The sequence below is a fragment of the Catellatospora sp. KI3 genome (assembly GCF_029948125.1).
Taxonomy (GTDB): Bacteria; Actinomycetota; Actinomycetes; order Mycobacteriales; family Micromonosporaceae; genus Catellatospora.
This window is the reverse complement of record NZ_JASAMB010000003.1, coordinates 206,816-232,110: the sequence shown is the minus strand read 5'-3', so window position 1 is coordinate 232,110 and position 25,295 is coordinate 206,816. Positions and strand designations below refer to the sequence as shown.

At 72.1% G+C, this 25,295-nt stretch carries 19 protein-coding genes; 8 read left to right on the top strand and 11 right to left on the bottom strand.

All coding sequences use genetic code 11. From position 1 onward, the window contains the following. Positions 1-80: 80 nt before the first annotated feature. Together QEZ54_RS07600 and QEZ54_RS07595 are read left to right on the top strand one after the other, a co-directional pair. On the top strand, positions 81-1,142 hold the full coding sequence (locus QEZ54_RS07600) for a LacI family DNA-binding transcriptional regulator (protein WP_281303765.1): 1,062 nt from the start codon (positions 81-83) through the stop codon (positions 1,140-1,142). Positions 1,143-1,631: 489 nt separating this feature from the next. Further along, positions 1,632-3,593 carry a cellulose binding domain-containing protein gene (locus QEZ54_RS07595; protein WP_281303764.1) on the top strand — a complete coding sequence of 654 codons (1,962 nt, stop codon included), beginning with the start codon at positions 1,632-1,634 and terminating at the stop codon, positions 3,591-3,593. 385 nt (positions 3,594-3,978) lie between these two features. On the opposite strand, the gene QEZ54_RS07590 is transcribed toward QEZ54_RS07595, so the two are convergent. After that, on the bottom strand, positions 3,979-5,724 hold the full coding sequence (locus QEZ54_RS07590; RefSeq protein WP_281303763.1) for a cellulose binding domain-containing protein: 1,746 nt from the start codon (positions 5,722-5,724) through the stop codon (positions 3,979-3,981). 359 nt (positions 5,725-6,083) lie between these two features. Further along, a complete protein-coding gene (locus tag QEZ54_RS07585) occupies positions 6,084-6,986 on the bottom strand; it encodes a PaaX family transcriptional regulator C-terminal domain-containing protein (RefSeq protein ID WP_281303762.1) in 903 nt (300 codons plus the stop codon). Positions 6,987-7,323: 337 nt separating this feature from the next. On the opposite strand from QEZ54_RS07585, the gene QEZ54_RS07580 reads away from it, so the two are divergent. Together QEZ54_RS07580 and QEZ54_RS07575 are read left to right on the top strand one after the other, a co-directional pair. Continuing rightward, complete coding sequence (locus QEZ54_RS07580; RefSeq protein WP_281303761.1) at positions 7,324-9,465, top strand: diguanylate cyclase; 2,142 nt, start codon at positions 7,324-7,326, stop codon at positions 9,463-9,465. Between the two features lie 274 nt (positions 9,466-9,739). Then, entirely contained in the window at positions 9,740-10,297 is a 558-nt protein-coding gene (locus QEZ54_RS07575) for a DM13 domain-containing protein (protein WP_281303760.1), read from the top strand. 47 nt (positions 10,298-10,344) lie between these two features. Here QEZ54_RS07575 and QEZ54_RS07570 read toward each other — a convergent pair whose 3' ends face one another. The 3 genes from QEZ54_RS07570 to QEZ54_RS07560 form a co-directional block, all read right to left on the bottom strand. Continuing rightward, the gene (locus tag QEZ54_RS07570) at positions 10,345-11,853 is read right to left on the bottom strand and encodes a hypothetical protein (protein ID WP_281303759.1); all 1,509 of its coding nucleotides are present in this window, start codon (positions 11,851-11,853) and stop codon (positions 10,345-10,347) included. Further along, complete coding sequence (locus tag QEZ54_RS07565; protein ID WP_281303758.1) at positions 11,850-12,440, bottom strand: SigE family RNA polymerase sigma factor; 591 nt, start codon at positions 12,438-12,440, stop codon at positions 11,850-11,852. Before QEZ54_RS07565 ends, QEZ54_RS07570 begins: the two co-directional genes overlap by 4 nt. A gap of 158 nt (positions 12,441-12,598) precedes the next feature. Continuing rightward, positions 12,599-13,348 carry an alpha/beta hydrolase gene (locus tag QEZ54_RS07560; protein ID WP_281303757.1) on the bottom strand — a complete coding sequence of 250 codons (750 nt, stop codon included), beginning with the start codon at positions 13,346-13,348 and terminating at the stop codon, positions 12,599-12,601. Positions 13,349-13,550: 202 nt separating this feature from the next. On the opposite strand from QEZ54_RS07560, the gene QEZ54_RS07555 reads away from it, so the two are divergent. Continuing rightward, entirely contained in the window at positions 13,551-14,099 is a 549-nt protein-coding gene (locus tag QEZ54_RS07555; protein WP_281303756.1) for a hypothetical protein, read from the top strand. Positions 14,100-14,210: 111 nt separating this feature from the next. On the opposite strand, the gene QEZ54_RS07550 is transcribed toward QEZ54_RS07555, so the two are convergent. Further along, entirely contained in the window at positions 14,211-15,449 is a 1,239-nt protein-coding gene (locus QEZ54_RS07550; protein ID WP_281303755.1) for a cell wall anchor protein, read from the bottom strand. A gap of 359 nt (positions 15,450-15,808) precedes the next feature. Continuing rightward, positions 15,809-16,645 (bottom strand): HEAT repeat domain-containing protein, encoded by an 837-nt coding sequence (locus QEZ54_RS07545; RefSeq protein ID WP_281303754.1) that lies wholly within the window; start codon positions 16,643-16,645, stop codon positions 15,809-15,811. A gap of 174 nt (positions 16,646-16,819) precedes the next feature. On the opposite strand from QEZ54_RS07545, the gene QEZ54_RS07540 reads away from it, so the two are divergent. Continuing rightward, complete coding sequence (locus QEZ54_RS07540; RefSeq protein ID WP_281303753.1) at positions 16,820-18,022, top strand: FAD-dependent monooxygenase; 1,203 nt, start codon at positions 16,820-16,822, stop codon at positions 18,020-18,022. A 40-nt stretch (positions 18,023-18,062) separates the two neighbouring features. Here the strand turns inward: QEZ54_RS07540 and QEZ54_RS07535 are convergent, their stop codons facing one another. After that, a complete protein-coding gene (locus QEZ54_RS07535) occupies positions 18,063-18,428 on the bottom strand; it encodes a helix-turn-helix domain-containing protein (protein WP_281303752.1) in 366 nt (121 codons plus the stop codon). A gap of 56 nt (positions 18,429-18,484) precedes the next feature. On the opposite strand from QEZ54_RS07535, the gene QEZ54_RS07530 reads away from it, so the two are divergent. Continuing rightward, entirely contained in the window at positions 18,485-19,165 is a 681-nt protein-coding gene (locus QEZ54_RS07530; protein ID WP_281303751.1) for an SDR family oxidoreductase, read from the top strand. Positions 19,166-19,227: 62 nt separating this feature from the next. Here the strand turns inward: QEZ54_RS07530 and QEZ54_RS07525 are convergent, their stop codons facing one another. Both QEZ54_RS07525 and QEZ54_RS07520 read right to left on the bottom strand, forming a co-directional pair. Then, positions 19,228-22,320, bottom strand: coding sequence for a VWD domain-containing protein (locus tag QEZ54_RS07525; RefSeq protein ID WP_281303750.1), 3,093 nt, complete (start codon positions 22,318-22,320; stop codon positions 19,228-19,230). Positions 22,321-22,437: 117 nt separating this feature from the next. After that, positions 22,438-23,094 (bottom strand): TetR family transcriptional regulator, encoded by a 657-nt coding sequence (locus QEZ54_RS07520; protein WP_281303749.1) that lies wholly within the window; start codon positions 23,092-23,094, stop codon positions 22,438-22,440. A gap of 185 nt (positions 23,095-23,279) precedes the next feature. Here QEZ54_RS07520 and QEZ54_RS07515 point away from each other — a divergent pair, with 185 nt between their 5' ends. Further along, on the top strand, positions 23,280-24,065 hold the full coding sequence (locus QEZ54_RS07515) for a DUF3050 domain-containing protein (protein WP_281303748.1): 786 nt from the start codon (positions 23,280-23,282) through the stop codon (positions 24,063-24,065). A 151-nt stretch (positions 24,066-24,216) separates the two neighbouring features. Here the strand turns inward: QEZ54_RS07515 and QEZ54_RS07510 are convergent, their stop codons facing one another. Next, complete coding sequence (locus QEZ54_RS07510) at positions 24,217-25,293, bottom strand: acyl-CoA dehydrogenase family protein (protein ID WP_281303747.1); 1,077 nt, start codon at positions 25,291-25,293, stop codon at positions 24,217-24,219. Between the last annotated feature and the right edge of the window lie 2 nt (positions 25,294-25,295).

Below are 25,295 nucleotides of genomic sequence, written 5' to 3'. Positions count from 1 at the left end.
TCGACCTGCACGGAAATCGTATTCCGTCACACACCGCACGGCAGGCTCACCCAGGCGCAGCCAGTGGCACAATGATCGGCGTGAACGAGGGACCCCCGGCGAACGCGCGCCGCAGGCCGGCCACGCTGCACGACGTGGCTCGAGCGGCAGGCGTCTCCTATGCCACGGCGTCCCGAGCCCTCAACGGCAGCGACCGCACCGTGCGGGCGGAGAACGTCGCCCGCGTGCACGCCGCCGCGGCGCAGCTGGGCTACTCCCCCCACCTGTCGGCACAGGCCATCGCCCGAGGCTCGACCAGCACCGCGGCCCTCGTCGTCAGCGACGTGGACGACCCGTACTTCTCCTCCATCGCCGCCGGCGTCACCGAAGCCGCCGAGGCGGCCGGTCTCATCGTCACCATGGCCATCGCCGACCGCTCCCCCGACCTCGAGTTGCAGATCGTCCGCTCCCTACGCGGCCAGCGCCCCCGCGCCATCGTCATCGCCGGCAGCCGCATCGCCGGCACCGAAACACGCGCCGAGCTCATCGACGAGCTGACCGCGTACCGCACCGCGGGCGGCCGGGTCGCGCTGATCAGCCAGCACGACCTGCCCTTCGACACGCTGTGCATCGACAACCACGGCGGAGCCCGGCGACTGGCGCTGGCGCTGGCAGAGCAGGGGCACCGGACGTTCGCCGTGATCCACGGCTCCGACAGCATCCGGACGTCCCATGACCGCCGGGCCGGTTTCCTCGACGGCCTGCGGCAGGCAGGCCTGACCGTGGATCCCCGTTACTCGATCGAGGTGCCGTTCACCCGCGACGGGGGCGCGGCGGGAGCCCGTGCGCTGCTCGCGCGGGGGGTCGAGGAGGTGGACGTCGCCTTCGCGGTCAACGACACCATGGCCATCGGTGCGATGACCGTCTTCCGCGATGCCGGGCTCACTCCGGGCGCAGACATCGGGGTCGCCGGCTTCGACGACATCGGCTCGGCGGTCGACGTCGTGCCGGCCCTCACCACGGTTCGGATACCGCTGCGCGAGCTGGGCCAGGCTGCGATGCGGGTCGCCCTGGCCGACGACGCTGCCGGGATCGTCCAGATCCCCACCGAGGTCGTCCTTCGCGACAGCACACCGCTGCGGCCGCGACCAGGCCGCAGCTGACCCGGACTCCGGAGACCGGCCGCTACGTCGCACCTCGCCCCGTCGCCGATCTTGCGACTCACCTGTCGGCGGCATCCACGCCACGAACGGCGCTCGAGCGACCACGACCCTGACCGTGCCGCTCGCCGGCCTGCCGGCCCACGGTGCGGCCAGGGCGCGATCACGTGCAGGCGGCATCACCCGGCTCTGAGCGGAATGCCCGACGAAGTACGCAACGCGGGCGTCGGGCAGCGGCCGGACCATCCCGGCTGCGCGGCACGTGGGCGGTGGTCCGCGTCGTCGGCACCCGCTGTCGATCGAGCTGGATCACCAGATCACGCGGTGTACTTCGCCGCTGCCGGGACCCCGAAGAGCCGGTATGCGTCGAGCACTCTCAATTGACAGTTTCTTGTCCGACCGTAACACTAGCGACACATGGGAACTGGGAGCGCTCCCGACGCATGACCCATTCCCATGTGGACTCCCTACGTCCACAGAAAGAGGCAAACCATGTCAGACACGAACGGCCGGGCGGCACGCCGCACCGGCTGGGCGCCTGGCGCCCGCAAGCGCATCGCCGCCGCGGTCACCGGAGTGGTCGTCACCGCCGGCATCGCCGCGGTGAGCCTCGCCACGAGCGCGAACGCCGCGACCGGATGCCAGGTCGCCTACACCGCGAACTCCTGGCCGGGCGGCTTCACCGCGACCATCTCGATCACCAACCTCGGCTCGCCGATCACGAGCTGGACGCTGGGCTTCACCCTGCCCAGCGGCGAGACGGTCGGCGAGGGCTGGAGTGCCGCCTTCAGCCAGTCCGGCCAGGCTGTCACCGCCGCCAGCGTCGCCTACAACGGCTCGCTCGCCACGAACGCCAGCACCAGCATCGGGTTCAACGGCACCTTCCCCGGCGCCGACTACCCCGGCGACCCGGCGACGTTCACGCTCAACGGCACCGCGTGCAACGGGGTGGCGCCCTCCGGTTCGGCGACGCCGAGCGGCACCCCCACGAGCGCGCCGAGCCCGACGCCCACGCGGACGCCCGGCCCGAGCCCGACCCCCACGCCCTCCCCCGGGTCCAACGCCGCGACCCTGCAGAACGACGTGTTCTGGAAGGACACCTCCGGCAACCCGATCTACTCCCAGGGCGGCGGGGTTCTGAAGGTCGGCAACACCTACTACTGGTACGGCGCCAAGTACAACGGGGCGGTCACGTACTACAACAACCCCGCCGCCGGCAAGAACGGCGACACGTCGTTCAACGCGGTCACCGCCTACTCCTCCACCGATCTGGTGCACTGGAAGTTCGAGGGCAACGTGCTGACCGCTGCGGATCTGGGCGGCGCGGGCTGGGTCGGCCGGATCGGGGTCGCGCGCAACCCCAACACCGGCAAGTACGTGCTGATCTCCCAGCTCAACAGCGAACTGGTCTTCGCGACCAGCAGCACGCCCAACGGCCGGTTCACCCGGGCGGCCACCCAGGCGAAGATCACGAACGTCGTCAACGACATGTCCGGCGACCAGTCGGTCTTCGTCGACGACGACGGGCAGGCGTACCTGGCCTTCAGCAACCGGAGCGGCCGCAGCCACCTGTACGTGGCGCGCCTGCGCCCCTCGGACTTTCTGCAGGTGGAACCGGCCGCGAACATCTACAACAGCTCCTCCGGCGGGCGTGAGGGCAACATCATGTTCAAGCACGCCGGCATCTACTACATCTGCTCCTCGGACCTGCACGGCTGGAACGCGTCGCACACGTACTGCAACACGTCGTCCAAGGTCGCCAGCGGCTACTCGCCCGAGTTCGTGATGCAGGGCACCGACGCCGACTTCTCGCACGTGACCCAGACCGGCCTGGCGTTCGAGGTCAAGGGCTCGTCCGGGTCGTTCGTCGTCTTCGGCGGCGACCGCTGGAGCGACTTCGCCGGCAACGGCATCGGCTACAACGACTGGGTGCCGGTTACCTTCAACGGCACGGCGCCGATCTTCCACTCGCTCAGCCAGTGGAACGTCGACGCCGCCGCGGGTACCTGGTCGGTCGGCCGCGGCAACAACTACGTGCTCAACCCGAGCGTGGAGGCTGACCGCGTCTCCCAGAGCACGATGGCCGGCTGGACGGGCACCGCGAACGTCGCCAACCACAGCGGCGGGCACACCGGCCGCTGGTCGATGGCGCAGTCCGCTTCCTCGGCCTACACCGCGAACACCTACCAGAACATCTCGCTGCCCAACGGCACGTACACGCTGTCGGCCTGGGTGAAGAGCAGCGGCGGGCAGAAGAGCGCGACGCTGTACGCCAGGAACTTCGGCGGCAGTGAACTGAACCGCTCGATCAGCCAGTCGATCGGCAGCTGGACCCAGGTGAGCGTCACCGGCATCACCGTGACCAACGGGTCCGTCCAGGTCGGCGTCACGTCCAACGCCAACGCCGGCAACTGGGTGTACGCCGACGACTTCAGCCTGGTGCGGACCAGCTAGTCGACATCGCGCCTGCCTTCTCCTGGGCGGATCTCAGGAGGGGCGGGCCCGGCAACGCACGGCAGGGCGGTCACGGCAACCCCGTGACCGCCCTGCCGTTTGTCTGTGTCCTGCCGGCCGCGCTCCATCACGCCCAGCCGCGTCCTCTCGCGCCCGGCGGGCACCTGCCGACAGTTGAGGTCGAGGAACGGATACGCCGGTCACGACCCAGGCCGGTCCGGCAGAGGCTCGGATGACCGCTGCTGTGGCCACAAACGAGCTCCAGGTGCGCAGCCTGACGGCTGCACACCTGGAGCCTGCCCGTCTCGCTACTCGCAGCGCCCGCTCGGGGCGCGCACTGCGTTGTCGGCAGCGTGCGGTGGCCTGCCGACTGCCCGAGCCGTCGTCACGAGGCGGTGCAGCTGATCGACGTAGGCGGGGTGGCGCCGTCGCCGTTGGCGACGAACCCGAACGCGGCGGTCGCTCCGGGGGTGAGCGCGCCGTTCCAGCTCGCATTCGTCGCGGTCAGCTGACCACCGGACTGCGTGTAGTCGGCGTTCCACAGCTGGCTGACCGTCTGTCCGGTCGGCAGGGTCAGGCGGACGGTCCATCCGGTCGTGGCGGACGCCCCGCTGTTGGTGACGGTGATCGTTGCCTGGAAGCCTCCCGACCAGGAGCCGTCGAGCTGGTATGCGGCGGTGCACCTGGACCCGCTGGGCTTCGGCGACGCCGAAGGAGACACCGACGGGGACGGGGACGGCGACCGGGTGGGTGACGGCGTCGCCGACGGACCGGCGGTCGGCGGGGCCGACGGCGACGTGGTGGACGTTTCGAAGGCGCCCAGGTCAGGAGCCCCGCCGCTGTAGGGCAGTCCGACGTCGGCGCCCTTGTCGATGAGGGTGCTGCCGGGCGCGAGGTGGAGGTTGGCGAGCGTGGGCAGGGAGCCGTCGGCGCGTCGGGGTGCGTCCCAGCCGCTGGTGGACACGCTTTGGAACTGGGAGTCCGACATGGTGACGGGCAGGTTCCACGAGTTGCCGGCGGCGTTGGTGCCGGACATGTTCGAGCTGAGCGTGCCGCCGTAGGCGATGTTGTTGCGCAGGTTGCCGATGCCGATGGCGGCGCCGCTGGAGTTCACGCCGAGCATGTTGTAGTCAGGGTGGTTGTTGTAGCTGGTGTTGTTGAAGTAGTCGTTGGCCACCGTGTGGTGGTTGGCGTAGATGCCGGATGCGCGGTTGTTGAAGGCGACGGAGAAGCGGACGGTGTGCTTGGCGCCGTTGCTGACGTAGTCGCCGCCGTAGCCGCCGGCCTTGATGCCGTTGCCGTTGCCGGCGCCGGTGTTGGTCCCGGGGATGTAGCCGTTGTGCCAGGCCCAGGAGTTCTCGATGACGACCGGCGAGTATGCGCTGATCAGGTCGAAGCCGTCGTCGGAGTTGTTCCAGGCGCGGTTGCCGCGGAAGACGTTGCCGGGGCGGTTGGCCGGGATGTGGGCGCCGAACCCGTCGGCGCTCTCACCGGCGCCGTTGGAGGTCATCGAATCGTAGTTGTCGTGCGAGTCGCAGTTCAGTACGAGGTTGCCGCCTCCGTCCTGGATGAACAGGCCGGGTCCCATGTTGTGGTGGGCGTTGAGGAGCTCGAACGTGTTGTTGCTGCCCGATACCCAGATGCCCCAGGATTCATGGTTGAGGTTGTTGTTCTGGCGCACCCCGGTGACCTCGATGCCCTTGAGGTGGTTCCAGCTTCCGGTGACGTCGAAGCCCTTTATCCGGCAGTTGTCGGTCATGCGGGAGAAGTCGAAGATCGGCTTCTCGGCGGGGTAGGCCCAGTACCTGATCGGGTTGCCCTGGCTGCCGCTCTTGTTCAGGGTGATGGCGTCGACCCGGTCGGTCTGGCTGGCGCAGGCCTTGTTCGCGCGGGTGAAGGAGTAGGTGCCGCCGCGTAGGTACACCAGGTCGCCGGCCACCGCGGTGGACTGCGCCCTGGCGACCGACGCCCATGGGGCTGACTGGGTGCCGGCCGCGCTGTCGCTGCCGTTGGGTGCGACGTAGTAGACGTTGCCCGCCGCGGCGTCGCTCTGCACGGTCAAGCCGGTCAGGACGGCGACGGGGACCGCGGCGAGGACGGCGGCCAACAGGGTGCGGGTGCGAATTCTCATGTAGGTCCTCGAAGACGAAGGACCAGCCTGCGTGGTGGCCGGCATGGTCCATGCGGAAGTGGGACGCACCGCTGCCGCCCATGCGCAGACACGCATGGGCGGCACGGTCATGGCTGGCGCCGCGTCCACTTGGCGGACGCGGGCAGGGTGGTACGTGAGCGCTCCCAACGCATCAGTTGTCAGATCGTGCACGACCAGACGGTCAACTGTCAATCGATGCGCGCCGACTGGTCGCCCCTGCGGTACGGCGGCTGTTCAACGGCGCCAGCTGACCGGCACCGCGCCGCACGTCAACCGACGCCGCCCGAGCGCGGCCCGGTACCGCACCGCGCGGGCGCCGGGCCGCACCCGTGGCCGTCTCAGCGCTCGCGGACGACGCCGGCGCCCATGTCCTTGACCGTGTGGGCGCGGATGTCGCCGTCCAGTTCGCCGCCCGCCTGCGCCACGACGGCGTGCACGTGCTCCTGGGCCGGTTCGGCCAACCCGTCGTAGACCGCGAGGAACACTTCGCGGGCCCGGGCGCGCGGCCAGTCTCGCGGCAGCAGCTCGACCGGCAGCCGCGGGTCGAGAACCGGGAACCGGCGGTAGGTGTTCATGATCTCGGTGCGGGCGCGCACCGCCGCGGCACCGGCGACGCGGCCGGAGGCGATGCGAGGCAGCAGCCTGCTCCAGTGCCGGATGAAGCCCTGGTACTGCTCGGCGATGTCATCGAGGTCCCACGCATCGATCGGGCTGCGGGCGGAGGCGGAGCCGAGGTGTACGTACTGGGATTGGAAGACGCTCAGCGCGCCGGGCGCCACGGCCGCCAGTTCGGCCATCAGGTCCGGGTGCGGGGGGTGCGGTGACAACCAGACCGCGTCGTACAGCGGCGCGTACCCCCACCAGCGCAGCCGCTCCCGCAGCAGGCGGCGCTGCGGATGCACCTCTTCCGGGATGGAGAAGGCGACGGTCGTCCACATTCCGCCCCAGGAGTCCGAATCGAGGGTGAACTCCGCGACCGCGTGCCCGCCGCCGGACAGATCGCGTGCGGCCGGCTCGGTCAGGCGGTACGAGCTGTGCCGGCCGTCGCGGCTGCCCTCCAGCACTCCCCGGCGGGCCAGGCGGCTGATCGTGGTGCGGGCCCCGCCGACGGACACGTCGAACTCGCCCAGCAGCGCCACGAGCGCCGCCGACGGCAACCAGCTGCGGGCCGCCAGGGTGTAGTCCGCCATCAAGGTGACGGCCAGGCCCTGCGACGAGTTGCCCGCATGCTGCCGCGGCATTCGCGAGGACCCGGCGTGGTCACCGGGATAGATCTCTTTCAGATCGAACGGGTTCACCATCGCCTGCTCCGACCCCGGTCGACCTGAGCCGACGCCAACCATCACAGGTCGAGACTGTACGCATGCGGACCCGGACGGCACGCGGAGCACCTTGAGCGCCGCCGGGCTGCCGGTGGGCCCAGGCAGCCGGCTCGAAGGCCGGGGCGGTCGGCAGGATCGGCCACCCCGCCCCCCGTAGATCGCCGCGGAACTAGTATTAAACGGGACGCATGGCGATCAGTACGGACAAGGTGGTTGGGCAGACACCATGCCGGCGGTCAGCACGGGGGCGCGGGGAATGGTGCACGAAGACCGGGTGCCGCCGGGCGGGCGCGATCGGGTCCTGCTCGGCTTCGCGCTGGGGTGCTTCGGCTGGCTGCTGCTGTACGCCACCCTGACCTACCTGGGCCGCGACACGCCGAGCCTGGCCCGCTTCACCGGCGAGATCCTCTACCTCGTCCCCATCGCCGCCTTCGTGGGCCTGAGCCGATATGCGGCGCGGCGCGCCACGGGCCGCAGCCGCACCGCCTGGCGGCTGCTGTTCATCGCGAGCCTGCTGTGGCTGGCCGGTGATCTGACCTGGGCCTATTACGTGTACACCTCGCCCGGCGCCCCACCGGTGCCGACCCTCGCCGACCTCTTCTACCTGCTGCGCTACGTGTTCACGATCCTCGGCATCGTGGTCGGCCTGGGCCTGCGGCTGCGCGGGCTGCTCGACGCGCTGCTGGTGGCCGCGGCCGGGGCGGCGATCGGCTGGCAGGTGGTCATCGCCCCGCTGGTGCCGGAGACCTGGCACGCCGCCGAGTTCGTCAACTTCCTCTACCCGCTGTTCTCGGTGATCATCGTCGCCATCCTGGGGGCGCTGCTGCTGGTCGTACCACGCCGGGTACCCGCGGCGATGATCATCGTGGGGGTGGCGTTCGGGTTCGCGGTGGTGATGGACGCGATCTACGCGTACCTCAGCGTGCTGCACCCGTACACCAGCTCGACCTGGCTCAACGTGGGCTGGCAGGTCGAGGCGGTGCTGATGTGCCTGGCCGCGCTGATGGCGGGCCGCCACCCGGCCGCCGAACACGAGCCGCTGGCCGCCCGCGAGGTGGCCTTCCTGCCCGCCCTGGTCGCGGTACTGATCGTCGGCAGCCTCGCCCTCGCGGACATGATCCTGGTCGGGCATGTCAGCCGGGTGACCCTGTCCGTCGCGCTGCTGCTGCTCATGGGCCTGTTCGTGCGCCAGATCGTGGCCGCCCGCGAACGCGCCCGGCTCACCGAGCAGCTGCGCACCGCCGCCATCACCGACTCGCTCACCGGCCTCTACAACCGGCGCTACTTCGAGGAGAAGCTCGCCGCCGAGACGACGGCGGACCACGGCCCGCTGAGCATCATCCTGGTCGACCTGGACCACTTCAAGAGCGTCAACGACACCTACGGCCACTCGGTCGGGGACGCCGTGCTGTCCGAGGTCGCCGACCGGCTGCGGCGTCCGCTGCGCGGCGACGACCTGCTCTGCCGGTACGGCGGTGAGGAGTTCGTCTGCCTGCTGCCGCACACCGACGGCCGGGCGGCGCTGGACCTGGCCGAACGGCTGCGCGCCGACCTGCGCGCGGCCCCGGTGGTGGTGCCCGGGGTGGCCGAACCGCTGCCGCTGACGGCCTCGTTCGGCGTCGCCTGCGCCGACCCGGCCGACCACGGCGGGCAGCTCGCCGTCGACGACGTCGTCGAAGCCGCCGACCGCGCCCTGTACGGCGCCAAGTCGCTGGGCCGCGACCGGGTGCTCGGCTGCGGACCGTTCGGGCAGGTGGACGCCGCCCCGGCGCTCGACCTCCCGCCGGCGCTGATCTGGCTGGCCGACGAGACGGACCGGATCCGCGGCGACGGGTTCCGCAGCGCCGCGATCAGCGGCTGGGCGTGGACCACGGCGGCCCGGCTCGGCCTGGACGAGGCGACCCAGCAGCGTACCGCCGCCGCCGCGCGCCTGGGCGGCCTCGCCTGCGCCGATCTCGACGGCTGCCGCCGCCACCACGACCTGACCGACGACCCCGGCACCCGAGCGGCTCCGGACCTCGGCGACGGCCGGACCAGGCCGGAGGAGACGGCGCGCCGGCTCGGCGAGCTGGCCAACCGCCCCGACCTGGTGCCGGTCCTGGCCGCCCATCACGCGCGCCACGACGGCACCGGCCACCCGCACGGCCTGGCCGGACCGGACATCCCGATCGCCGCGCGGGTCATCGCCGTCTGCGCCGCGTGGGCCGATGCCCGCAGCACGCCGTCGCCGTACCCGTCGGCCCGGAGCTCGCCCCGCCTCGTGCTCGAAGCGGGCCGGGGCACCCGGTTCGACCCTGTGGTCCTGGACGCCTTCCTCGCCCTGCTCACCGAGGGCGAGATCGCCGACCCCGGTCCCGCCTGCCGCCCGCCCGTCCCCGCCCGCTCCGGCCCCGACTGACCGCAGTCCGGGCGGGCGGAGCGTGGTGCGGGGTCACCAGGGGATGGCCCCGTCGTCCTCGAAGAACGAGCCGGTCGGGCCGCCGCACAGCCGCTCACTCGCCCTCGCGGGCCTGGTCCGCACCGCCACGCAGCTGGTGCCGACACCGCGCTGACACGGGTGCGGTCTATGTCAGAGGTCTGCCCTCCAAAACCGACGGCCTGGCGCGACGCTGTTCCTTACGATCCGCGAACGCGCCCGGCGCATCGACCGGATGTGGTCTAGCTTCGCAGGTATGAGCCGGATATTCCGCAAGCCCGCCTTCTGGGCGGTGGCCGCGGTCGTCGTTGTGGGCATGGCGTTCGGTCTGTACTGGTTCCAGCCGTGGAAGCTGCTCACCTCGCAGACGGTCAACGATGCCGTCCCGGCGGTCGTCGCTCCGACCGCGACCCCGGCCGCGACCCCGGCCCTGACGCCGGGCGAGCCGCAGCCGTCACCGGTCGCCGTGCTCGTGGCCGAGGGCGCGCTGGTCACGCACGAGCACGACACCTCCGGCACGGTCCAGTTGGTGCGGCTGCCCGATGGCCGGTACCAGGTCATCCTCCGTGACCTGGCCACCTCGGACGGCCCGGATCTGCACGTGTGGCTCACCGATCAGCAGGTACTGCCCGGCCGGGACGGCTGGCACGTCTTCGACGACGGGAAGTACGCCGACCTCGGCAAGCTCAAGGGCACACACGGAACCCAGCTCTATGACGTGCCGGCCAACGTCGACCCGGTCCGGATGCGCAGCGTCACCATCTGGTGCAAGCGGTTCAAGGTGTCCTTCGCCGCCGCGCCTCTGCAGGCGTAGCCACCGCGGCAGCCTCCAGCGGCGCGGCGGGAAGGACCTGTCCGGTGTCAGGTGGTCACTCCGGTCCGGCTCCGATGCTCCCACTGCCGCCGGACGACCCGCCGGATGGCCACGACCATGCACAGCAGTGCCGCCAGCGGTGCGGCGACCGCGCCGAACAGGTACCAGAAGAACAGGTTCGGCGGTCCGTAGGTCGCCGGTCCGGCCGGTCGCGGCGGCAGGCGCAGCACGTCGGTGGCGATCTCCACATGGGTGACGCCCGGGGGCAGGTCGAACAGCCGGGTCGGGGCCGCGCTGCCCCGGGTGAACACCTCGACCGCCCCGCCGACCTGGGCGACGAGCTGATCTGGCCCGCGCCAGCCCTGCACCGCCAGCTCGACGTCGGCCGGCAGCGGAGCGAACTCGCCGCCCGCGACGGCCCGCCCGGTGTCCGGATCGACCATCCGGACACCGCGCCCCTGCCCGGGTTCGTGGTAGCAGGTGGGACAGCCGTCGCGCCGGACCAGCGCCAGCAGGCGACCGTCGGTGCTCCAGGCCGCGCCGTCGCCGAGCCGCCAGCCCGCCAGCGGCCACTCCACGGGCCCGCCGCCGGCGACCGGGTACACCGCGAGGCGGTCGCCCTGCTGGACCGCGACGCGGGCGCCGTCGGGTGAGAGCGCCACACCGTCGGCGGTGGCCCCGTCGGGAAGCGTGATGGTGCGCGCCAGGGTGTGCGAGCGCGTGTCCCACACCTCCCACGCACGCTGACCGCCGTCGACGACGTCGGGGACGCCGACCACGATGCGGCTGCCGTCGGCCGACCACGCGACCGGCGGCAGCGGCGGGCCGACGGGCGGGGCCGCGCCGGTGGTGAGGTCCACGACGTCCTGGTTGACCGTGAGGTAGCGCCCGTCCGGGGACAGCAGCTGGGTGCGGCCGTAGCCGACCTCGTACGCCCAGGGCTGGTCCAGCGGGTCGTTGTACATGTCGAGCACCCGGTAGCGGTCGCCGTCCGCCGCGACGAACCCGGCCCGGCCCTCCTCCCACCCGCCGTGTGTGCCCGGGCCGCTGAAGACCATCGCGACCCGGCCGGGCGGGGACTGGCGTATCTCGGCGACCCAGGTCCACGTCGACGGCGCCGCGAAGCGGTCGGGCAGGCCGGGCCGCTGCCCGTGCGGCTCGCCCCACAGCGCGGTGCCGGGAGGCGCGGCGAGCACCAGCAGCGCGCCGGCGACCGCGGTGAGCGCGAGCCGCCGGAGCAGCCTCGCGCGGGGCGCGGTGCGCCAGCGCCAGGCCAGCAGGCCGAGCAGCGCCGCCAGCAGCAGCCAGCCCAGCGGCCCGCCGAGGCCGGGTCCGATAAGGTCGCGCGGCAGGTCCGGGCCTGCCGCGGGCTGGCTCGGCGCCATTCCGCCGGCGCCGAGCGCGGCGGTGAGACCCGCCACGGCCACCAGCGCGAGGCCCGCGGTGGTCAGCCGCCGGGTGCGGTTGCGGCGCCGCGCCCGCTGGAACAGATCCGCGGGTACGCGCGGCGGAGGCTGCTCGTCGGCGATGGCGTGCAGGTGCTGTCCGAGGCTCATCGCGTCACCACCGAGTTCTCGTCGTGCTGGATGCGGCCGGCCGCGGCGGCCGGGGCGGGGATGAGGTCGCCGAGTTCCGGGGCGAGTTCGCGCAGGCGGCGCAGGGCGTGCCTGGTCTGGCTCTTCACGGTCCCGACGGCGATACCGAGCGTGTGGGCCGTCTCCGTCTCGGAGCAGTCCTCGTAGAAGCGCAGCACCAGCACGGCGCGCTGGCGCGGCGTGAGCCGGCGCAGCGCCTGGGCCAGCATCACCCGCAGCTCCGGATCGCCCGGCGGCCCGGCCGGTTCGGGCGCGGCGTCGAGCAGCACCTCGCGCACCCGCCGCTGCCGGCTGCGCCACCAGGACACCGACTGGGTGTAGAGCACCCGCCGGACGTACGCCTCGGGCTGGTCCAGTCGGCGCCAGCGCACCGCGGCGCGCTCCAGCGCGGTCTGCAGCAGGTCCTCGGCGAGATGCCGATCCCCGGTGAGCAGGTACGCCGTACGCCACAGCGCGCGTGTACGGGCCCGCACGAAGTCGTCGAACCGCGCCTGCCGCTCGGGTGGCGCACCCGGGCCGGCCGGCACCCAGGCTTCATCATCTGTCACGTCGCCCCTCCATGCCCCTCACGACGCCACCGGCACGGCCCGCGGAGGGAACCCGCCGGCAGACTCGTCACGGGGTCGGAGAACACCAGGTGCGCGCCGGGAACAGGGCCCCGGCGCGCACGCTGATGGAATGCCACCGCGGCAGGTGCCGACCGGTGTCAGGCGAGCAGCTGCTGGATCCGTGTGACCATGCGGTGTACGGCCTCACGGGACTCGTCGGTGTGGTCGAGGTTGTCGAACCCGTGGTGCCCGTTGGGCACGTCGATGACCTCCACCGGCACACCGGCGCCCGCCGCGGCTGCGAGGAACCGCGCGACCGACTCCGCGATGTCGTCCGCCTCCAGCCCCACCCGGGTGAGCAGGATCGGCGCGGGGTCCGGGCCGGCCTCGCCGACAGCCTCGACCGGCCGGAACCGCGCGTCGACCGGCCATCCGGCCTTCGGCGCCAGCATGGGGTAGGTCAACGCGAGCCCGCGCAGCCAGGCCGGCTGCTTGCGCAGCCAGTCGGCGCTGAGCAGGCTGCCGCCCGAGAAGAACCACACCACGATCCGCTCGCCGTCCACGCGCGGGTCGTCCCGCACCGTCTCGACGGCGGCGGCGACGTCCTCGGCCGCGGTGGGATAGTCCAGCACGACGCCGTCGGGGCCGTTCAGCACGTACAGGCGGTGATCGACGGTGGCCGCGACGAGCCCGAGGGAGGCCAGCAGGCCGCCGTAGCCGCGGTACGCGGGCCAGTCGCGAGGGGTCGGGCGCAGGTCGGGCGGGAGCGGGCCGCCGTGCAGGATCACCACCGCGGGGAAGGGGCCGTCGCCTTCGGGCACGTACAGGTCGATCGGGCCGCTGCGCTCAGGTTCCAGTTCGGTCGGTGACAGGACGAAGGGCCGTAGATAGCCTGGAATCTCGGTCATGTCGCCCATTCTGGCGCATCGGGGCATCGCATTATTTCGCTCCGTCCCGACTCCCCCGGTCGCGAGCCGTCCATCGCCGGTTCCGCGGCGGCGTTGCTGCCTGCCGCTGCTGGATGTACGACAGCGGGTATCAGCCGGACACGGCGGGGCCTCTGCTCGGTTGACCGCCGGACGGGCGGCCGCCGACAGAAGGGAACTGGACATGCCGGGCACCGAAGTCATCGAGGAAGTCGAGGTCGTCGGAGAGGACGGCCGGACCATCGGGCTGAGCGGCGGCTATGTGGACAAGGCGATCGAGCACAGCTCCGGGCGTACCGGCAACGCGATCGCCGACGGCCGCCGCTACCTGGTCGAGGTCACCGACGGAGTGATCACCGACATCCTCATCGACTACCACCGCCAGGCCGTGCGGGAGCGCAAGGAGGTCGAGCAGGCCCGGACGCGGCAGCTCGCCGAGGACCTGGCCGCGGCAGACACCTACGGCATCGTATGGGCCGGCGACTTCCACGACCACACCACGGACCTGACCCCGGAGGACCGGACGCTGTTCGTCAAGCAGTTCCTGCGGGACGCACCGGACCTGATCGAGTCGAGTGACGCCCGCAACGAGTTCGCGTTGCTGGTCACCGACCCCAAGGGCAAGACCGGCAGCGGCGCCCGGCGGTGGCGGCTGTGCGGCCGGGTCGACCGGGTGACCTCGCGCCGGGTGTACCTGTACCTCTGGCACTACGGCCCCGGCTCCCAGCACTGAGCCGACCGGATCAGGGCACGTCCCTGGCGGCCGGACAAGTCGGCGCGGCCGAGCACTGCGATGGTGGCACGGTCCCGCCCTGGAAGGCGGGGCCGTGCCGAACAGCTGGTGTCAGGACGCCAGGCTGAAGTTGGTGCCGCCGGCGGCAACCGATCGAGGACCGGCGATGCCCGTCCGTACGATGACCGGGGTGAGACGGTCGGTGGTGGTGCCGTCGCCGAGCTGGCCCTCGGAGTTCTCCCCCCATGCCTTGATCACATGGCCGGACACGGCCACGCAGTGCCCGAGGGTGACGAGAGCGCTGCCGCTGCTGGTCGCGCAGTCGATCGCCGTCACGCCGGTCGGGCTGACGGCGTCGACCGGAGTGGGCTCGAAGCCGCTCTCTGCGCCGGTACCGAGCTGGCCGGAGGCATTGGTCCCCCACCCCTTGAGCCGGCCGTCGGTCAGCAGTGCGAGGCTGAAGAGCCCGCCTGCGGCGACGTGCTTCACGCGTACGCCGGTCAGACCGATGACGTCGCCGGGCGTCAGCTGCGGGCCGGCCGTGGTGCCGTTGCCGAGCTGGCCCAGGCCGTTGCCGCCCCACGACTTCACGGAGCCGTCACCCAGGACGGCGGCGCTGAAGTCGATGCCGGCGGCGACGGACTTCACCTTGCGACCGGTCAGGCCGGTGACGGTGACAGGGGTGAGGCGCTCGGTCGTGGTGCCGTCGCCCAACTGGCCGCTGTCGTTGTTGCCCCAGGATCTCACGGACCCGTCGGCGAGCACGGCGAGGCTGAAGTCGAAGCCGGCGGCGATCGCCTTCACCTTGAGGCCGGCCAGGCCGGTGACGGTGACAGGGGTGAGGCGCTCCGTCGTGGTGCCGTCGCCGAGCTGGCCGTGGGAGTTGCTGCCCCAGGATCTGACCGAGCCGTCAGCCAGCAGCGCCAGCCCGAACTGCCCGCCTGCGGCGATGGTCTTCACCCCGGCCAGACCCGCGACATTGCCCGCGGTGAGATGCTCGACCTTCGTGCCGTCGCCGAGCTCGCCATGGCTGTTGTGGCCCCACGACCGGACAGATCCGTCGGCCAGCAGCGCCAGGCCGAATTGCTCACCCGCGGACACAGCGCGCACGGTGTCGGTCCCCGCCACCGTGACCGCGGTCAGCCGCGAGGTCGTGGTGGCGTCACCGAGCTGGCCTTCGAGGTTGCGCCCCCAGGCTGCGGCCGAGTGAGCCCCTCCCACGCCGTGGTCGGCGTCGTCGGCGCCCGCCGACGCGGGCATGGCCGGTAGGGTCAGGGCGACCGGCAGCGCCAGCAGCGCCATTGACACGGTGGCCGCGCGTCGGCGCAGCACTATCGACAGTGGTTGCATGATTCCCCCGAAGTGTGGACGGTCGCAGCTCGGCCCATCGCCGTTTGCGACACGGGCGTTTTCCCAGCTCACGGCTGTGGACCCGTTATACCGCAGGGATGTGGCCGGGCCGCTGACCGACGCGTCAGCCTCTTCGAACGCCCGCTCGCGGGCAGGGCTCTCGCAGCCGAGGTCCCGCGGCGAGGAAGATCCGCTTGTCGCGGTAGCTGCCGATCCGCTGGACGGGGTTGTCGGCGCTGACCCGGGCCAGTCCCCTGGCGGCACGTGGCGGTTCGTCGCCAGCGCTCAGCAGCGCGACGTCGCCTTCGCCGACACCGCGTACACGGCGATCAACGCCACGCCCTGACCTGGTGTCGCCGTCACGGGTGGTCGTCGGCCGTTTCTGACGAGCCGCCCGGTTCGGCCCGGCCGGCGATCGCGGCCTGGATGCGGCGCTGCGTACGCAGGGCCTTCTTCGCCGCGACGCTGACCCAGCCGTCGAACTCGGTGCGGCCCTGGTCCTGCGCCATCAGCCGCTGCAGCGTCGGCACCACGCTCTCGTCACCGGTCGAACCGAGCGCGATGGCCGCCCAGTACCGCAGATCCGCGTCCTCGTCGTCGGCCATCGCGACCAGCCTCGGGATGATCTCAGGGGTGAACTTCGCCAGCGCGCTGGCTACGTAGCCGATCCGGGTGAACCCCCGGAACTCGAACGCCTCCCACAGCGCCGTCAGCGCCTGCTCGCCGCCGATCGAGGCCAGCGCGTCGGCGGCGCGCTCGCGCAGCCACTCGGGCTCCGACCACAGCAGCGGCACCAGCGCGGGCACCGCCGACTCGTCGCCGATACGGCCCAGCGCGCGTACGGCCTGCTCCTGGCCCATCCAGTCGCCGCGTTCCAGCAGCGTCAGCAGGCCGGGCACGGCGGCGGGCAGCTTCAGCGCGGCGCAGCCCATCGCCGCCCAGGCCTGGCAGTTGTAGCGGGTGTCGACCAGCGCGGCGAGCAGCGGTTCGGCAAGCGACGCGTCGACGAACACCTCGGCCTGGTTCATCGCCCGGCTGTAGAGCGAGCGGTGGAAGTCCGGGTAGTCGCGGGTGAGCAGGCGCAGCGCGGCCAGCGCGGATTCGTCGCCCTCCCGCGCGCGGTCGAGGAGCCGGTACAGGTGCTGCTCGCGCGTGTCGAGGTCGCCGTCCTTGAGAGCGCGCTGATCGGGGTTCACCCGGCAACGGTAGTCCCCGCGTCGGGGCCGCCCGCGATCACGTACGACCTTTCCCGGCAGATCTTGCCGGCGCCGTTCGCCAGGCCGGATGACCAGGTGGGACGGCCGCGTCGCTGGATCGGCGGCACCCGGTCCGCGACACTTCAGGAGCTGGGGCGACGGAGGAGGGCACCGATGGCCGGGCGCCGGGTCCTGATCTCGGGTGCGGGCATCGCCGGTCCCGCGCTGGCCTACTGGCTGCACGAGTACGGGATGAGCCCGGTCGTCGTGGAGCGCCACGGCGGTATCCGCCCCGGCGGTCAGACCGTCGACCTGCGCGGGGCGGGACGCACCGTCGCCTGGCGGATGGGCATCGAGGAGGCGGTGCGGTCCGCCTCCACCGGTGAGGACGGGGTCGCTTTCGTCGACGCGCGCGACCGCGTCAAGGCGGCGTTCGCGGCGGCGGCGTTCGGCGGGGAGGGCTTCGTCGCCGAGCTGGAGATCCTGCGCGGCGAGCTGGCCCGGCTGCTGTACGACCGCACCCGCCGGCACACCGAGTACCTCTTCGGCGACCGCATCACCGCCGTCGACGACCGGGAGGACGAGGTCCGGGTCTCGTTCGCGCACGGCCCCGCACGCTCCTTCGATCTGGTCGTCGCGGCCGACGGCATCGGCTCCAGCACTCGCGGGCTGGTGTTCGGCGCCGAGGCGCGGGTGGTGCCGCTCGGTCTGTACACCTCGTACCTGACCATCCCGCGCGCCGCCTCCGACGGCTCGTGGGCGCGCTGGCACAACGCGCCGGGCGGCCGGGTCGTCGTGCTGCGCCCGGACAACCTCGGCACGACCCGGGCCCTGATGTCGTTCCTGTGCCCGCCCCGCGGCTACGAGCGGCTGCCCGCCGATGAGCAGAAGGCGCTGCTGCGCCGGGTCTTCGCGGGCGTCGGCTGGGAGGCCCCGCGGGTGCTGGACGCACTCGGCGGTGCCGAGGAGTTCTACTGCGAACTGGTCGGGCAGGTGCACGCGCCGCGCTGGAGCAGGGGCCGGGTCGCCCTGCTCGGCGACGCGGGCTACTGCGCCTCACCCATCAGCGGCATGGGCACCAGCCTGGCGCTGGTCGGGGCGTACGTGCTGGCCGGCGAGCTCGCCACGCGCACCGGGCACCGCGACGCGCTGCGGGCGTACGAGCGGGTCATGCGCCCGTACGTGGCCCAGGCCCAGCACCTGCCGCCGTTCACGCCGCGGCTCGCCCACCCCCGCAGCCGCCTGGGCATCGGGGTGCTCAACGCGCTGCTGGCCACGGCCGCGAAGCCGACCGTGCAGCGCCTCGCCAAGCGCGTGCTGCCGGCACCGGCCGACCGGATCATCCTGCCGGACTACCACGGCTCGGCGGCGGCCTGACCTGTCCCGGCCCGGCGACTGGCGGCGACGCCGCGACCCTTCAGAGCTGCTCGGCGTCGGCTCGTCCGCGCGCGGCGAGGATGTCCGGGACGTGCGTCTCGGCCCACTGCCGTACGGCACGCAGTGGCACCAGCAGGGAGCGGCCGAGCCGGGTCAGGGCGTACTCGACGTGCGGCGGATTGCCGCCGAGGTCGGTACGGACGAGCAGGCCGTCGGTCTCCATGGCGCGCAGCGTCTCGGTGAGGGCCTTGGGGGTGATGCCGCGGATGTGTGCTTTGAGCTCGGTGAACCGCATCGGTCCGGCCTCCAGCGCGTTGACGACGAACACCGTCCAGCGCGCGCCGATGCGGTGCAGCACGGTGCGGCTGGGGCACGTCGCCGCCATGACGTTGTACGCCTTGCCCATGGAGATCCTTCCGGTAGCGTTGAAGATACCGGTAGCAAATGTATACCGTCGTGGTCATGAGCGAGAACATCAACGGCAAGCGGATCCTGGTCGTCGGCGGGGCACGCGGTATCGGCGCCGAGATCGTCCGGCGCGCCGGGTCGGCCGGCGCCGACGTCGTCGTCGCCGCCCGGTCCGGCCCCGGAGTCCGGATCGACGTCACCGACGAGAGCACGATCGCGCACGCCGCGCAGTCGTCCGGCGCCTTCGACCACGTGATCTCCACCGCGTCGGCGCACCATGACGTACCGGTGCCCGACCTGGAGCACGACCGGATCCAGGCCGCGTTCTCCACCAAGGTCGTCGGCCCGCTGCTGCTGTGCAAGCACTTCGCCCCCCGGATGCCCGCCGGTGGATCGTTCCTGTTCTTCTCCGGGGTCGTGGGCTGGCAGCCCAAGCCCGGCACCGTCGTCAAGGGCACCGCGAACGCCGCCCTGGCCGCGCTGGTCACGCATCTGGCCGTCGAGCTCGCGCCGCTGCGGGTCAACGCCATCGCGCCCGGTATCACCGACTCCGGCACCTGGGACCGCCTTCCCGACGAACGCCGCCGAGCCTTGTACGACAGTGCCGCCGCGGCCTCCCTCGCGGGCCGGGTCGGGACGCTCGACGACGTCACCGACACCGCCCTGTGGCTGCTGGGCGCGGGATGGGTGACCGGCGAGACCGTCCATGTCGACGGCGGCGCCCGGCACCGCTGATCCAGCGCCCGGCCAGGCCGGCGCGGGCCGGCGCCGTCCAGGCGCCGGCCCGCGGTCGACCGTCAGCTCAGCGAGAGCGTGAGCACGCCGCTGGTGCCGCGCACCGCGTCGACGACGATCGTGTACGTCCCGGTCGAGGGCAGCGGCTCCGGCTCGATCCCGCCCTGCCCGCCGATCACGCAGCCCGTGGCGACCAGGTCGCCGCCCGGAGCACGCAGCTCCAGCGGCGAGCACTGGTCGGCCAGCGTGGAGTCGGTGACGGTCAGCCGCACCGAAGTGCCGGCGGTGCCCGAGAACCGGAATACCAGCACCGCTCCCGGCTGCCGGACCGTCGCCGTCGTCGGCGGCCCGCCGGGCGTCAGCGTCGCGACCTCGTCGGCCGCGGCGTACAGCCGCAGCCGGGCGCTGCCCAGGGTGCGCTCGATCGGATCGACCCGGATCGTGTACGTGCCGTCGGCGGGCAGGACGAAGCCGTCGACGTACCCCGACCCGCTGATCACGCAGCCGGAGTTCAGCGTGGCGCCGGACGGGCCGACCAGCTCCAGCGGCGCGCACTGGTCCGCCAGGTCGCTGCTGGGCACGTCCAGGTAGACGCGCTGGCCCGCCCGGCCCGCGAACGTGTACCGGGCGATCGAGCCCGGCACGTCGATCGTGACGGACACCGGGTCGCCGTTGGGGGTGATCGTGCCGGTGACGTCGGCGGCGGCGTACACCCGCATGGTCGCGGTCCCGGTGACGTCCGCCCTCCCCTCGACCTTCAGGGTGTACGTGCCGTCCTTGGTGAGCGCGGTCCGTTCGATCCGGCCGGCGCCGCCGATGTTGCAGCCGCTGCTGATCTCGCTGCCCGTGGGGTCGAGCAGCCGGTACGGCGCGCACCAGTCGGGCAGGGCCGGGGCGGCGATGTCGACGTAGACGGCGTCTCCGGCGCGGCCGGTGAAGGTCAGTCCTGCGCCGCCCGCGGCGACCGTCCCGGACGCGACCGGCTTGGCCGCGATCGGCGGCGGTGGCGGCGGCGCGACCAGTTCCGTGGTGGCGCCGCTGACGGCGAACTCCGGCCGTCCGGTGACCGCGACGTCGAACACGCATTCGGCGAACTGCTGCGCGCTAACGATGCCCGCCCAGCGGCAGACCGCCTCCGCCTGGGCGCGACGCTCGGCGCTGAGGTCGACCGGCCTGTCCGGGAAGGTGCGGTCGGTGAACGTCTGCGTGCTCTGGCCGGTGTCGTAGGTGAACAGGGACCCGTCCTGGGTGATCCGCCAGCTGTCCGCGTACGCGGGGTAGAGCTGCTCGAACGGCACCGGCTGGGTCAGCGCGGCGCCGGTCGGCGGGGCGATGTCGTCGGCGGGGTCGCCGTCGAAGTCGCCGAGCAGCCCCCGCACCTTGCCGGCCCGGGACGGGGCGAGCTTCACGATGAGCCGGTACCCGTAGGAGCCGATCTGGTCCACGGCCGCCCGGGAGGAGTCGGGCCAGCTCAGGTCGTAGCCGTCGGCGGGGCCGGTGTCGGACTCCCGCCTGGTCAGGGTGCCCCCGCCCGGCAGCGCCCGCTCGCCCCGCGCCACGTCGACGAGCTCACCGTCGACGTGGACGCGGGTCCGGCCGCCGGTGAGGGTGAGCGCGACCCGGTGGTCGCCGAGACCGAACGCGACGGCGGTGTTGACCGACGCGGTGCGCCAGTCCCCCAGCGGCGACTGCCGGGCCTGCACCTCCAGCCGGTCCCCCGACACCGAGCGGACCAGCGTGAACTCGCCCACGGCCTGCAGGTCGTAGTAGGCGTGGTCGAACGTGACCAGGTGCGGATCGCCGTTGGTGCTGCCGCAGCCGCTGCTGCTCAGGCCCTCGCACATCGTCTTGGGCCCCTTGGGCGGCGGAGTCTTCTTCGGCGGCTTCTTGTCGCAGTCGGCCATGCTCTTGGGCAGCTTCTTGCCGAGGTACTCGCTGCGCTGGGTGAGGTTCTTGTTCTTGCGGTAGACGTTCTCGCGCAGCGTCGCGCTGGCCTCGGCCTTGGACAGGCCGGTGTCGCCGCAGTCGCCCTGCGGCACCCGGTCACGGGAGACGTCGTCGGCGTGGTTGAGCTCGTGGTACAGCGCCGCGCAGGGGTCGCGCTCGACCCCGTCGCCGTACGGCTCGGTCGACAGCGGATCCCAGATGATGGTGGAGGTGCCCGCGCCCTCGGGGCTGGCCGGGGTCTCGAAGGTCTTCGACTCCCCCGTGACCGGGTAGATCCGCACCAGCGGCGTGTCCGGGTCCTTCAACCGGGGCAGCAGCCCGGACGGGTCGCCGCCCGGCTTCTCGAACTCGGCCATGCACTCGGCGACCTTCGCCGGGAAGTCCACCTTCTTGATCGGGACGCCGCGCGACGGGTCGACGGTGTAGCGGACCAGCGGGCGGCTGCCCGTCGGGGTCATCGCGGCCTGCGCCGCCCGGTCGTCCAGCCCGACGGTCGCCACCAGCGCGACGAGCAGCAGCAGAGCCGCCGGCGCGCGCCGCCGCCTGACGAGGACGAAGACGAGCACGCCCGCCACCGCCAGGGCCGCGACCGCGGCCAGGACCCACAGCCACGGGAACGTGCCGACCGGCTCGCCCACGGTGAACGCGACGGCGGCGGCCTCCGCCGCGCCCGCACACGGTTCGACCGCGCCGCCCAGCACCGGCACCGCGTACCCCATCGTGACCTCGTACCGGCCCGGCGCGCCGACCGGCCACAGCGCGCTCACGCCGCCGCCGCCGGCGGTGGCCGCCACGGCGGGCAGGACGACGCCGCCGCCGGCCGTACCCTCGTGCACCCGCAGGCTCACCAGGCTGACCTGCGCCGACGCGCCCGGCTCGACCAGTCTGGTACCGCGGATGACGGCCGAGCCGAGTCCGTCGGGGTAGAACACCCGGCCGAGGGCCGGGGAGAGTTCCTGGCCGTCGCGGCGTACCGAGGTGATCTGGACCGTGCCGTCGGGCTCGGCGGCCAGCCCGCAAGCCGAGCCGGACGCGTTGGTCACGGTCAGGGACAGCAGAATCGGCTCACCCTGCGCGTAGCTCGCCGCGGCGGTGTGGACGGCGAGTCCGATACCGCCGTCAGCGGCCGCCGCGGACGCGGCGGGCCACACCCCGGCAGCCAGCGCCAGTACAGCCGCACCGGTCGCCCATCTCACGATCGCTCTCATGGCGGCACTGTATGGAGCACCCGGTCCCGATTTCTCCGCACTGTCGCGCACCCGTCGGCAACCGTCCGATCGACCGGGCCGGTCCCCGGAAGGCGGCTGGGCGGGCCGGTGCCCGGCTCAGCGCAGGCGGCGACGGCCGAGCTCCAGCTGGGCGCGCATGACCTGGCGCGGGCGGAGGGGGGTGACGGCCAGCGGGTGAGCCGCGCCCGCGCGTAGGCCGTCGAGGGTGATGGCGAGGTAGCGGCGCCATGCGTCCGGGTCGACGGCGTGGGTGGCCTCGCTGATGCGGGACTGGGCCCAGACGATGAAGGCGAGGTCCGCGGCGGTGAGGTCGGGCCGCAGGGTTCCCTCCGCCTGGGCTCGCTCGATGATGCGGCCGCCGAGGTCGTAGGCGCGTTTGCGGGCGGCTTCGATGCCGGGTGCGTGCGGGAAGCGCATCGAGGCGATGTCGTTGAAGGCGAGGTCGCCGGCCTGCAGCTCGCAGGTGCGCTCCAGGAAGAAGGCCAGCCCGTCCCAGGCTGATTCCATCGCCACGGCCGCTTCGGCGGCTTTGATCCAGGCCCGCTTCTTGTCGGCGATGACGACGGCTACCAGGTCCATCCGGGTCGGGAAGTGGCGGTAGAGCGTGCCGATGGACACCTCGGCACGGCGGGCGATGCCCTCCAGGGTGGCGTTGAGGCCCTCCTCCGCGAATGCGGCCTTGGCCGCGGTCAGTAATGCCGTCCGGTTTCGGCGCGCGTCTTTGCGAAGCGGCGGCGGCTTGCGTGGCGTCACCCGCCAAGCATACAACCGGAGGGGGTCCTCATATTCTTGCGATAACTTGAGGGCTGCCTCGACTTAAAGGCGAAAAGTGCTGCCCCGGTGGGTTGTGTGGCACCACCGAACCGGCTTAGCCTTCTGGCAATTCGTTAACCATCGGTTTCTCGAATCTCACTTGAGTTCTGGCGGAGGGCAGCGCTATGTCACGGTACGAATGGGATCAGACCCACGCGGGGATCAGCGAGCTCAAAGCGGCGGTGGCGGCAACCCGCCTGGAAGTCGTCAAGCACGAGATGTACACCCGGCTGGACTCGCACGCCGCCATCGTGACCTTCATGGAGCACCACGTCTACGCGGTGTGGGACTTCATGTCGCTGCTGAAGTCGTTGCAGCGCAGCCTGACCTGCGTGGACGTGCCGTGGGTCCCGGCTGGGCCGACGTCGAGCCGCCGCCTGATCAACGACATCGTGCTGGTGGAGGAGAGTGACGAGCTGGGTGGCGGGTTCATCAGCCACTTCGAGCTGTACCTCCAGGGCATGGCGCAGGCCGGTGCCGACACCTCGGTCATCGAGCGGTTCATCGACCTGATCCGCTCCGGCACGCCGGTGTCCGAGGCGTTGGCGGCGGTCGCGGTCCCGGCCCCGTCTGCCGAGTTCGTGAACAGCACGTTCGCGTTCATCCAGACCCTGCCGCTGCACTGCCAGGCCGCCGCGTTCGCGTTCGGCCGCGAGGACCTCATCCCCGAGATGTTCCAGCAGGTCGTCGACGTCAACGAGAACGTCGGCAACCTCGGCCTCTTCGTCGACTACCTGCGCCGCCACATCCAGGTCGACGACGAGGAGCACACCCCGATGGCGATGCAGATGCTGGCCGACCTGTGCGGTGACGACCAGCAGAAGTGGCAGGAGTGCGCGACGGCCGTCACCTCGACGCTCAACGCTCGCGTGCGGCTGTGGGACGGGATCACCGCGGCGATCAAGGCGTAGACGCCGGCCCTCGTCCGTCGATACGGGCACCACCGTGCCCGGCCCCGCTGAGGTCCCGGCAACCCGCGGACCCGAATCGGATCCGGTCAGCTCCCGGTACGCCAAAGCGGCCGGGAGCTGAACTGACCGCAGGTGCGCTCGCAGATCGCTGTTACGGGGTCATGATCGCTTTGCCGATCTCCGCCTGGCACACTTCCGCCGAGTACGCCATGAGCGCCCCGGCCTGCGCATCGCGGAAGTGCCTCTGGATCGGGGAGTTCTTGAGGTACCCCGACCCGCCGCCGACCTTCACGCCCAGCGCCGCCACGTCCTTGGCCACCTCGTTGGCCAGCAGCTTGGCCTCGAGCGAGCTCGGGTTGGCCAGCGGTGAACGCTGATCAGCCAGCCAAGCCGTGTGCGCGGCCAGCAACGTCGCGGCTCGCAGGCGTACGTGCTCGGTCGCGGCGGCGAACTGCACCCACTGCATGTCAGCCAGGGGCTGTCCCGTGGTCGGGATGACCCGACCGGCGGCGTGCTGCCGCAGCGCGGCCAGCGCCGCCTCCGCGACACCGATAGACAGGAACGGCAGCCCGATGGGGATCGGGTTCGGCTCCTCGGTGAACCTCGTGCACCTGCGGTCCTCGGGAAGCACGGTGCCCTCGAAGGTGATGAGCTGGCTGCGGGTGGCGCGCAGCCCGACGCTGTCCCAGATGGGGACCAGCTTGAGCGTGTCGTCGGGGGTGATGCCGAAGAACGCGGGCGCGTCGTCGACCAGCGCGTTGACGAGCAGATAGTCCGCGATCTCGCACCCTGACACGAACCGCTTCGCCCCGTCGAGCACGAACCCGCCGTCGGTGGGCCGGGCGGTCTGCAGCGGCATGAGGAACAGGTTCCCGCTCGTCGGCTCGGACAGTGCGTTCGCGAAGCGCTTGCCGCCCGCCAGTTCCCGCGCGAAGAACCCGGCGTTGTCCTCGCCGCTCATGTGCACCAGGCCGTAGGCCGCGCCCAGGTGCATCAGCCAGATCGTCGCCGTCGACGGGCACGCGCTCGCGATCGTCGCCAGCACCCTGCCGAACGTCACCCAGGACAGGCCCTGGCCGCCGTGGTTGTGCGGCAGCCACGCCATGTCGAAGCCCGCTTCGTGCAGCCGACGGAGGTTCACCGTCGGCAGCTGCGCCGTCTCGTCGAACTCGGCCGCCCGCTGCGCGAACTCCCCGGCCAGTTCGGCGGCTTGCTCGACCCAGGACACCT

What these genes read in the sequence shown, in the direction of transcription:
- QEZ54_RS07595 (WP_281303764.1), top strand. Translation starts at nt 1,632, where the DNA reads ATGTCAGACACGAACGGCCGGGCGGCACGCCGCACCGGCTGGGCGCCT.
- QEZ54_RS07590 (WP_281303763.1), bottom strand. Translation starts at nt 5,724, where the DNA reads ATGAGAATTCGCACCCGCACCCTGTTGGCCGCCGTCCTCGCCGCGGTC.
- QEZ54_RS07585 (WP_281303762.1), bottom strand. Translation starts at nt 6,986, where the DNA reads ATGCCGCGGCAGCATGCGGGCAACTCGTCGCAGGGCCTGGCCGTCACC.
- QEZ54_RS07580 (WP_281303761.1), top strand. Translation starts at nt 7,324, where the DNA reads ATGGTGCACGAAGACCGGGTGCCGCCGGGCGGGCGCGATCGGGTCCTG.
- QEZ54_RS07575 (WP_281303760.1), top strand. Translation starts at nt 9,740, where the DNA reads ATGAGCCGGATATTCCGCAAGCCCGCCTTCTGGGCGGTGGCCGCGGTC.
- QEZ54_RS07570 (WP_281303759.1), bottom strand. Translation starts at nt 11,853, where the DNA reads ATGAGCCTCGGACAGCACCTGCACGCCATCGCCGACGAGCAGCCTCCG.
- QEZ54_RS07560 (WP_281303757.1), bottom strand. Translation starts at nt 13,348, where the DNA reads ATGACCGAGATTCCAGGCTATCTACGGCCCTTCGTCCTGTCACCGACC.
- QEZ54_RS07555 (WP_281303756.1), top strand. Translation starts at nt 13,551, where the DNA reads ATGCCGGGCACCGAAGTCATCGAGGAAGTCGAGGTCGTCGGAGAGGAC.
- QEZ54_RS07550 (WP_281303755.1), bottom strand. Translation starts at nt 15,449, where the DNA reads ATGCAACCACTGTCGATAGTGCTGCGCCGACGCGCGGCCACCGTGTCA.
- QEZ54_RS07540 (WP_281303753.1), top strand. Translation starts at nt 16,820, where the DNA reads ATGGCCGGGCGCCGGGTCCTGATCTCGGGTGCGGGCATCGCCGGTCCC.
- QEZ54_RS07535 (WP_281303752.1), bottom strand. Translation starts at nt 18,428, where the DNA reads ATGGGCAAGGCGTACAACGTCATGGCGGCGACGTGCCCCAGCCGCACC.
- QEZ54_RS07530 (WP_281303751.1), top strand. Translation starts at nt 18,485, where the DNA reads ATGAGCGAGAACATCAACGGCAAGCGGATCCTGGTCGTCGGCGGGGCA.
- QEZ54_RS07525 (WP_281303750.1), bottom strand. Translation starts at nt 22,320, where the DNA reads ATGAGAGCGATCGTGAGATGGGCGACCGGTGCGGCTGTACTGGCGCTG.
- QEZ54_RS07515 (WP_281303748.1), top strand. Translation starts at nt 23,280, where the DNA reads ATGTCACGGTACGAATGGGATCAGACCCACGCGGGGATCAGCGAGCTC.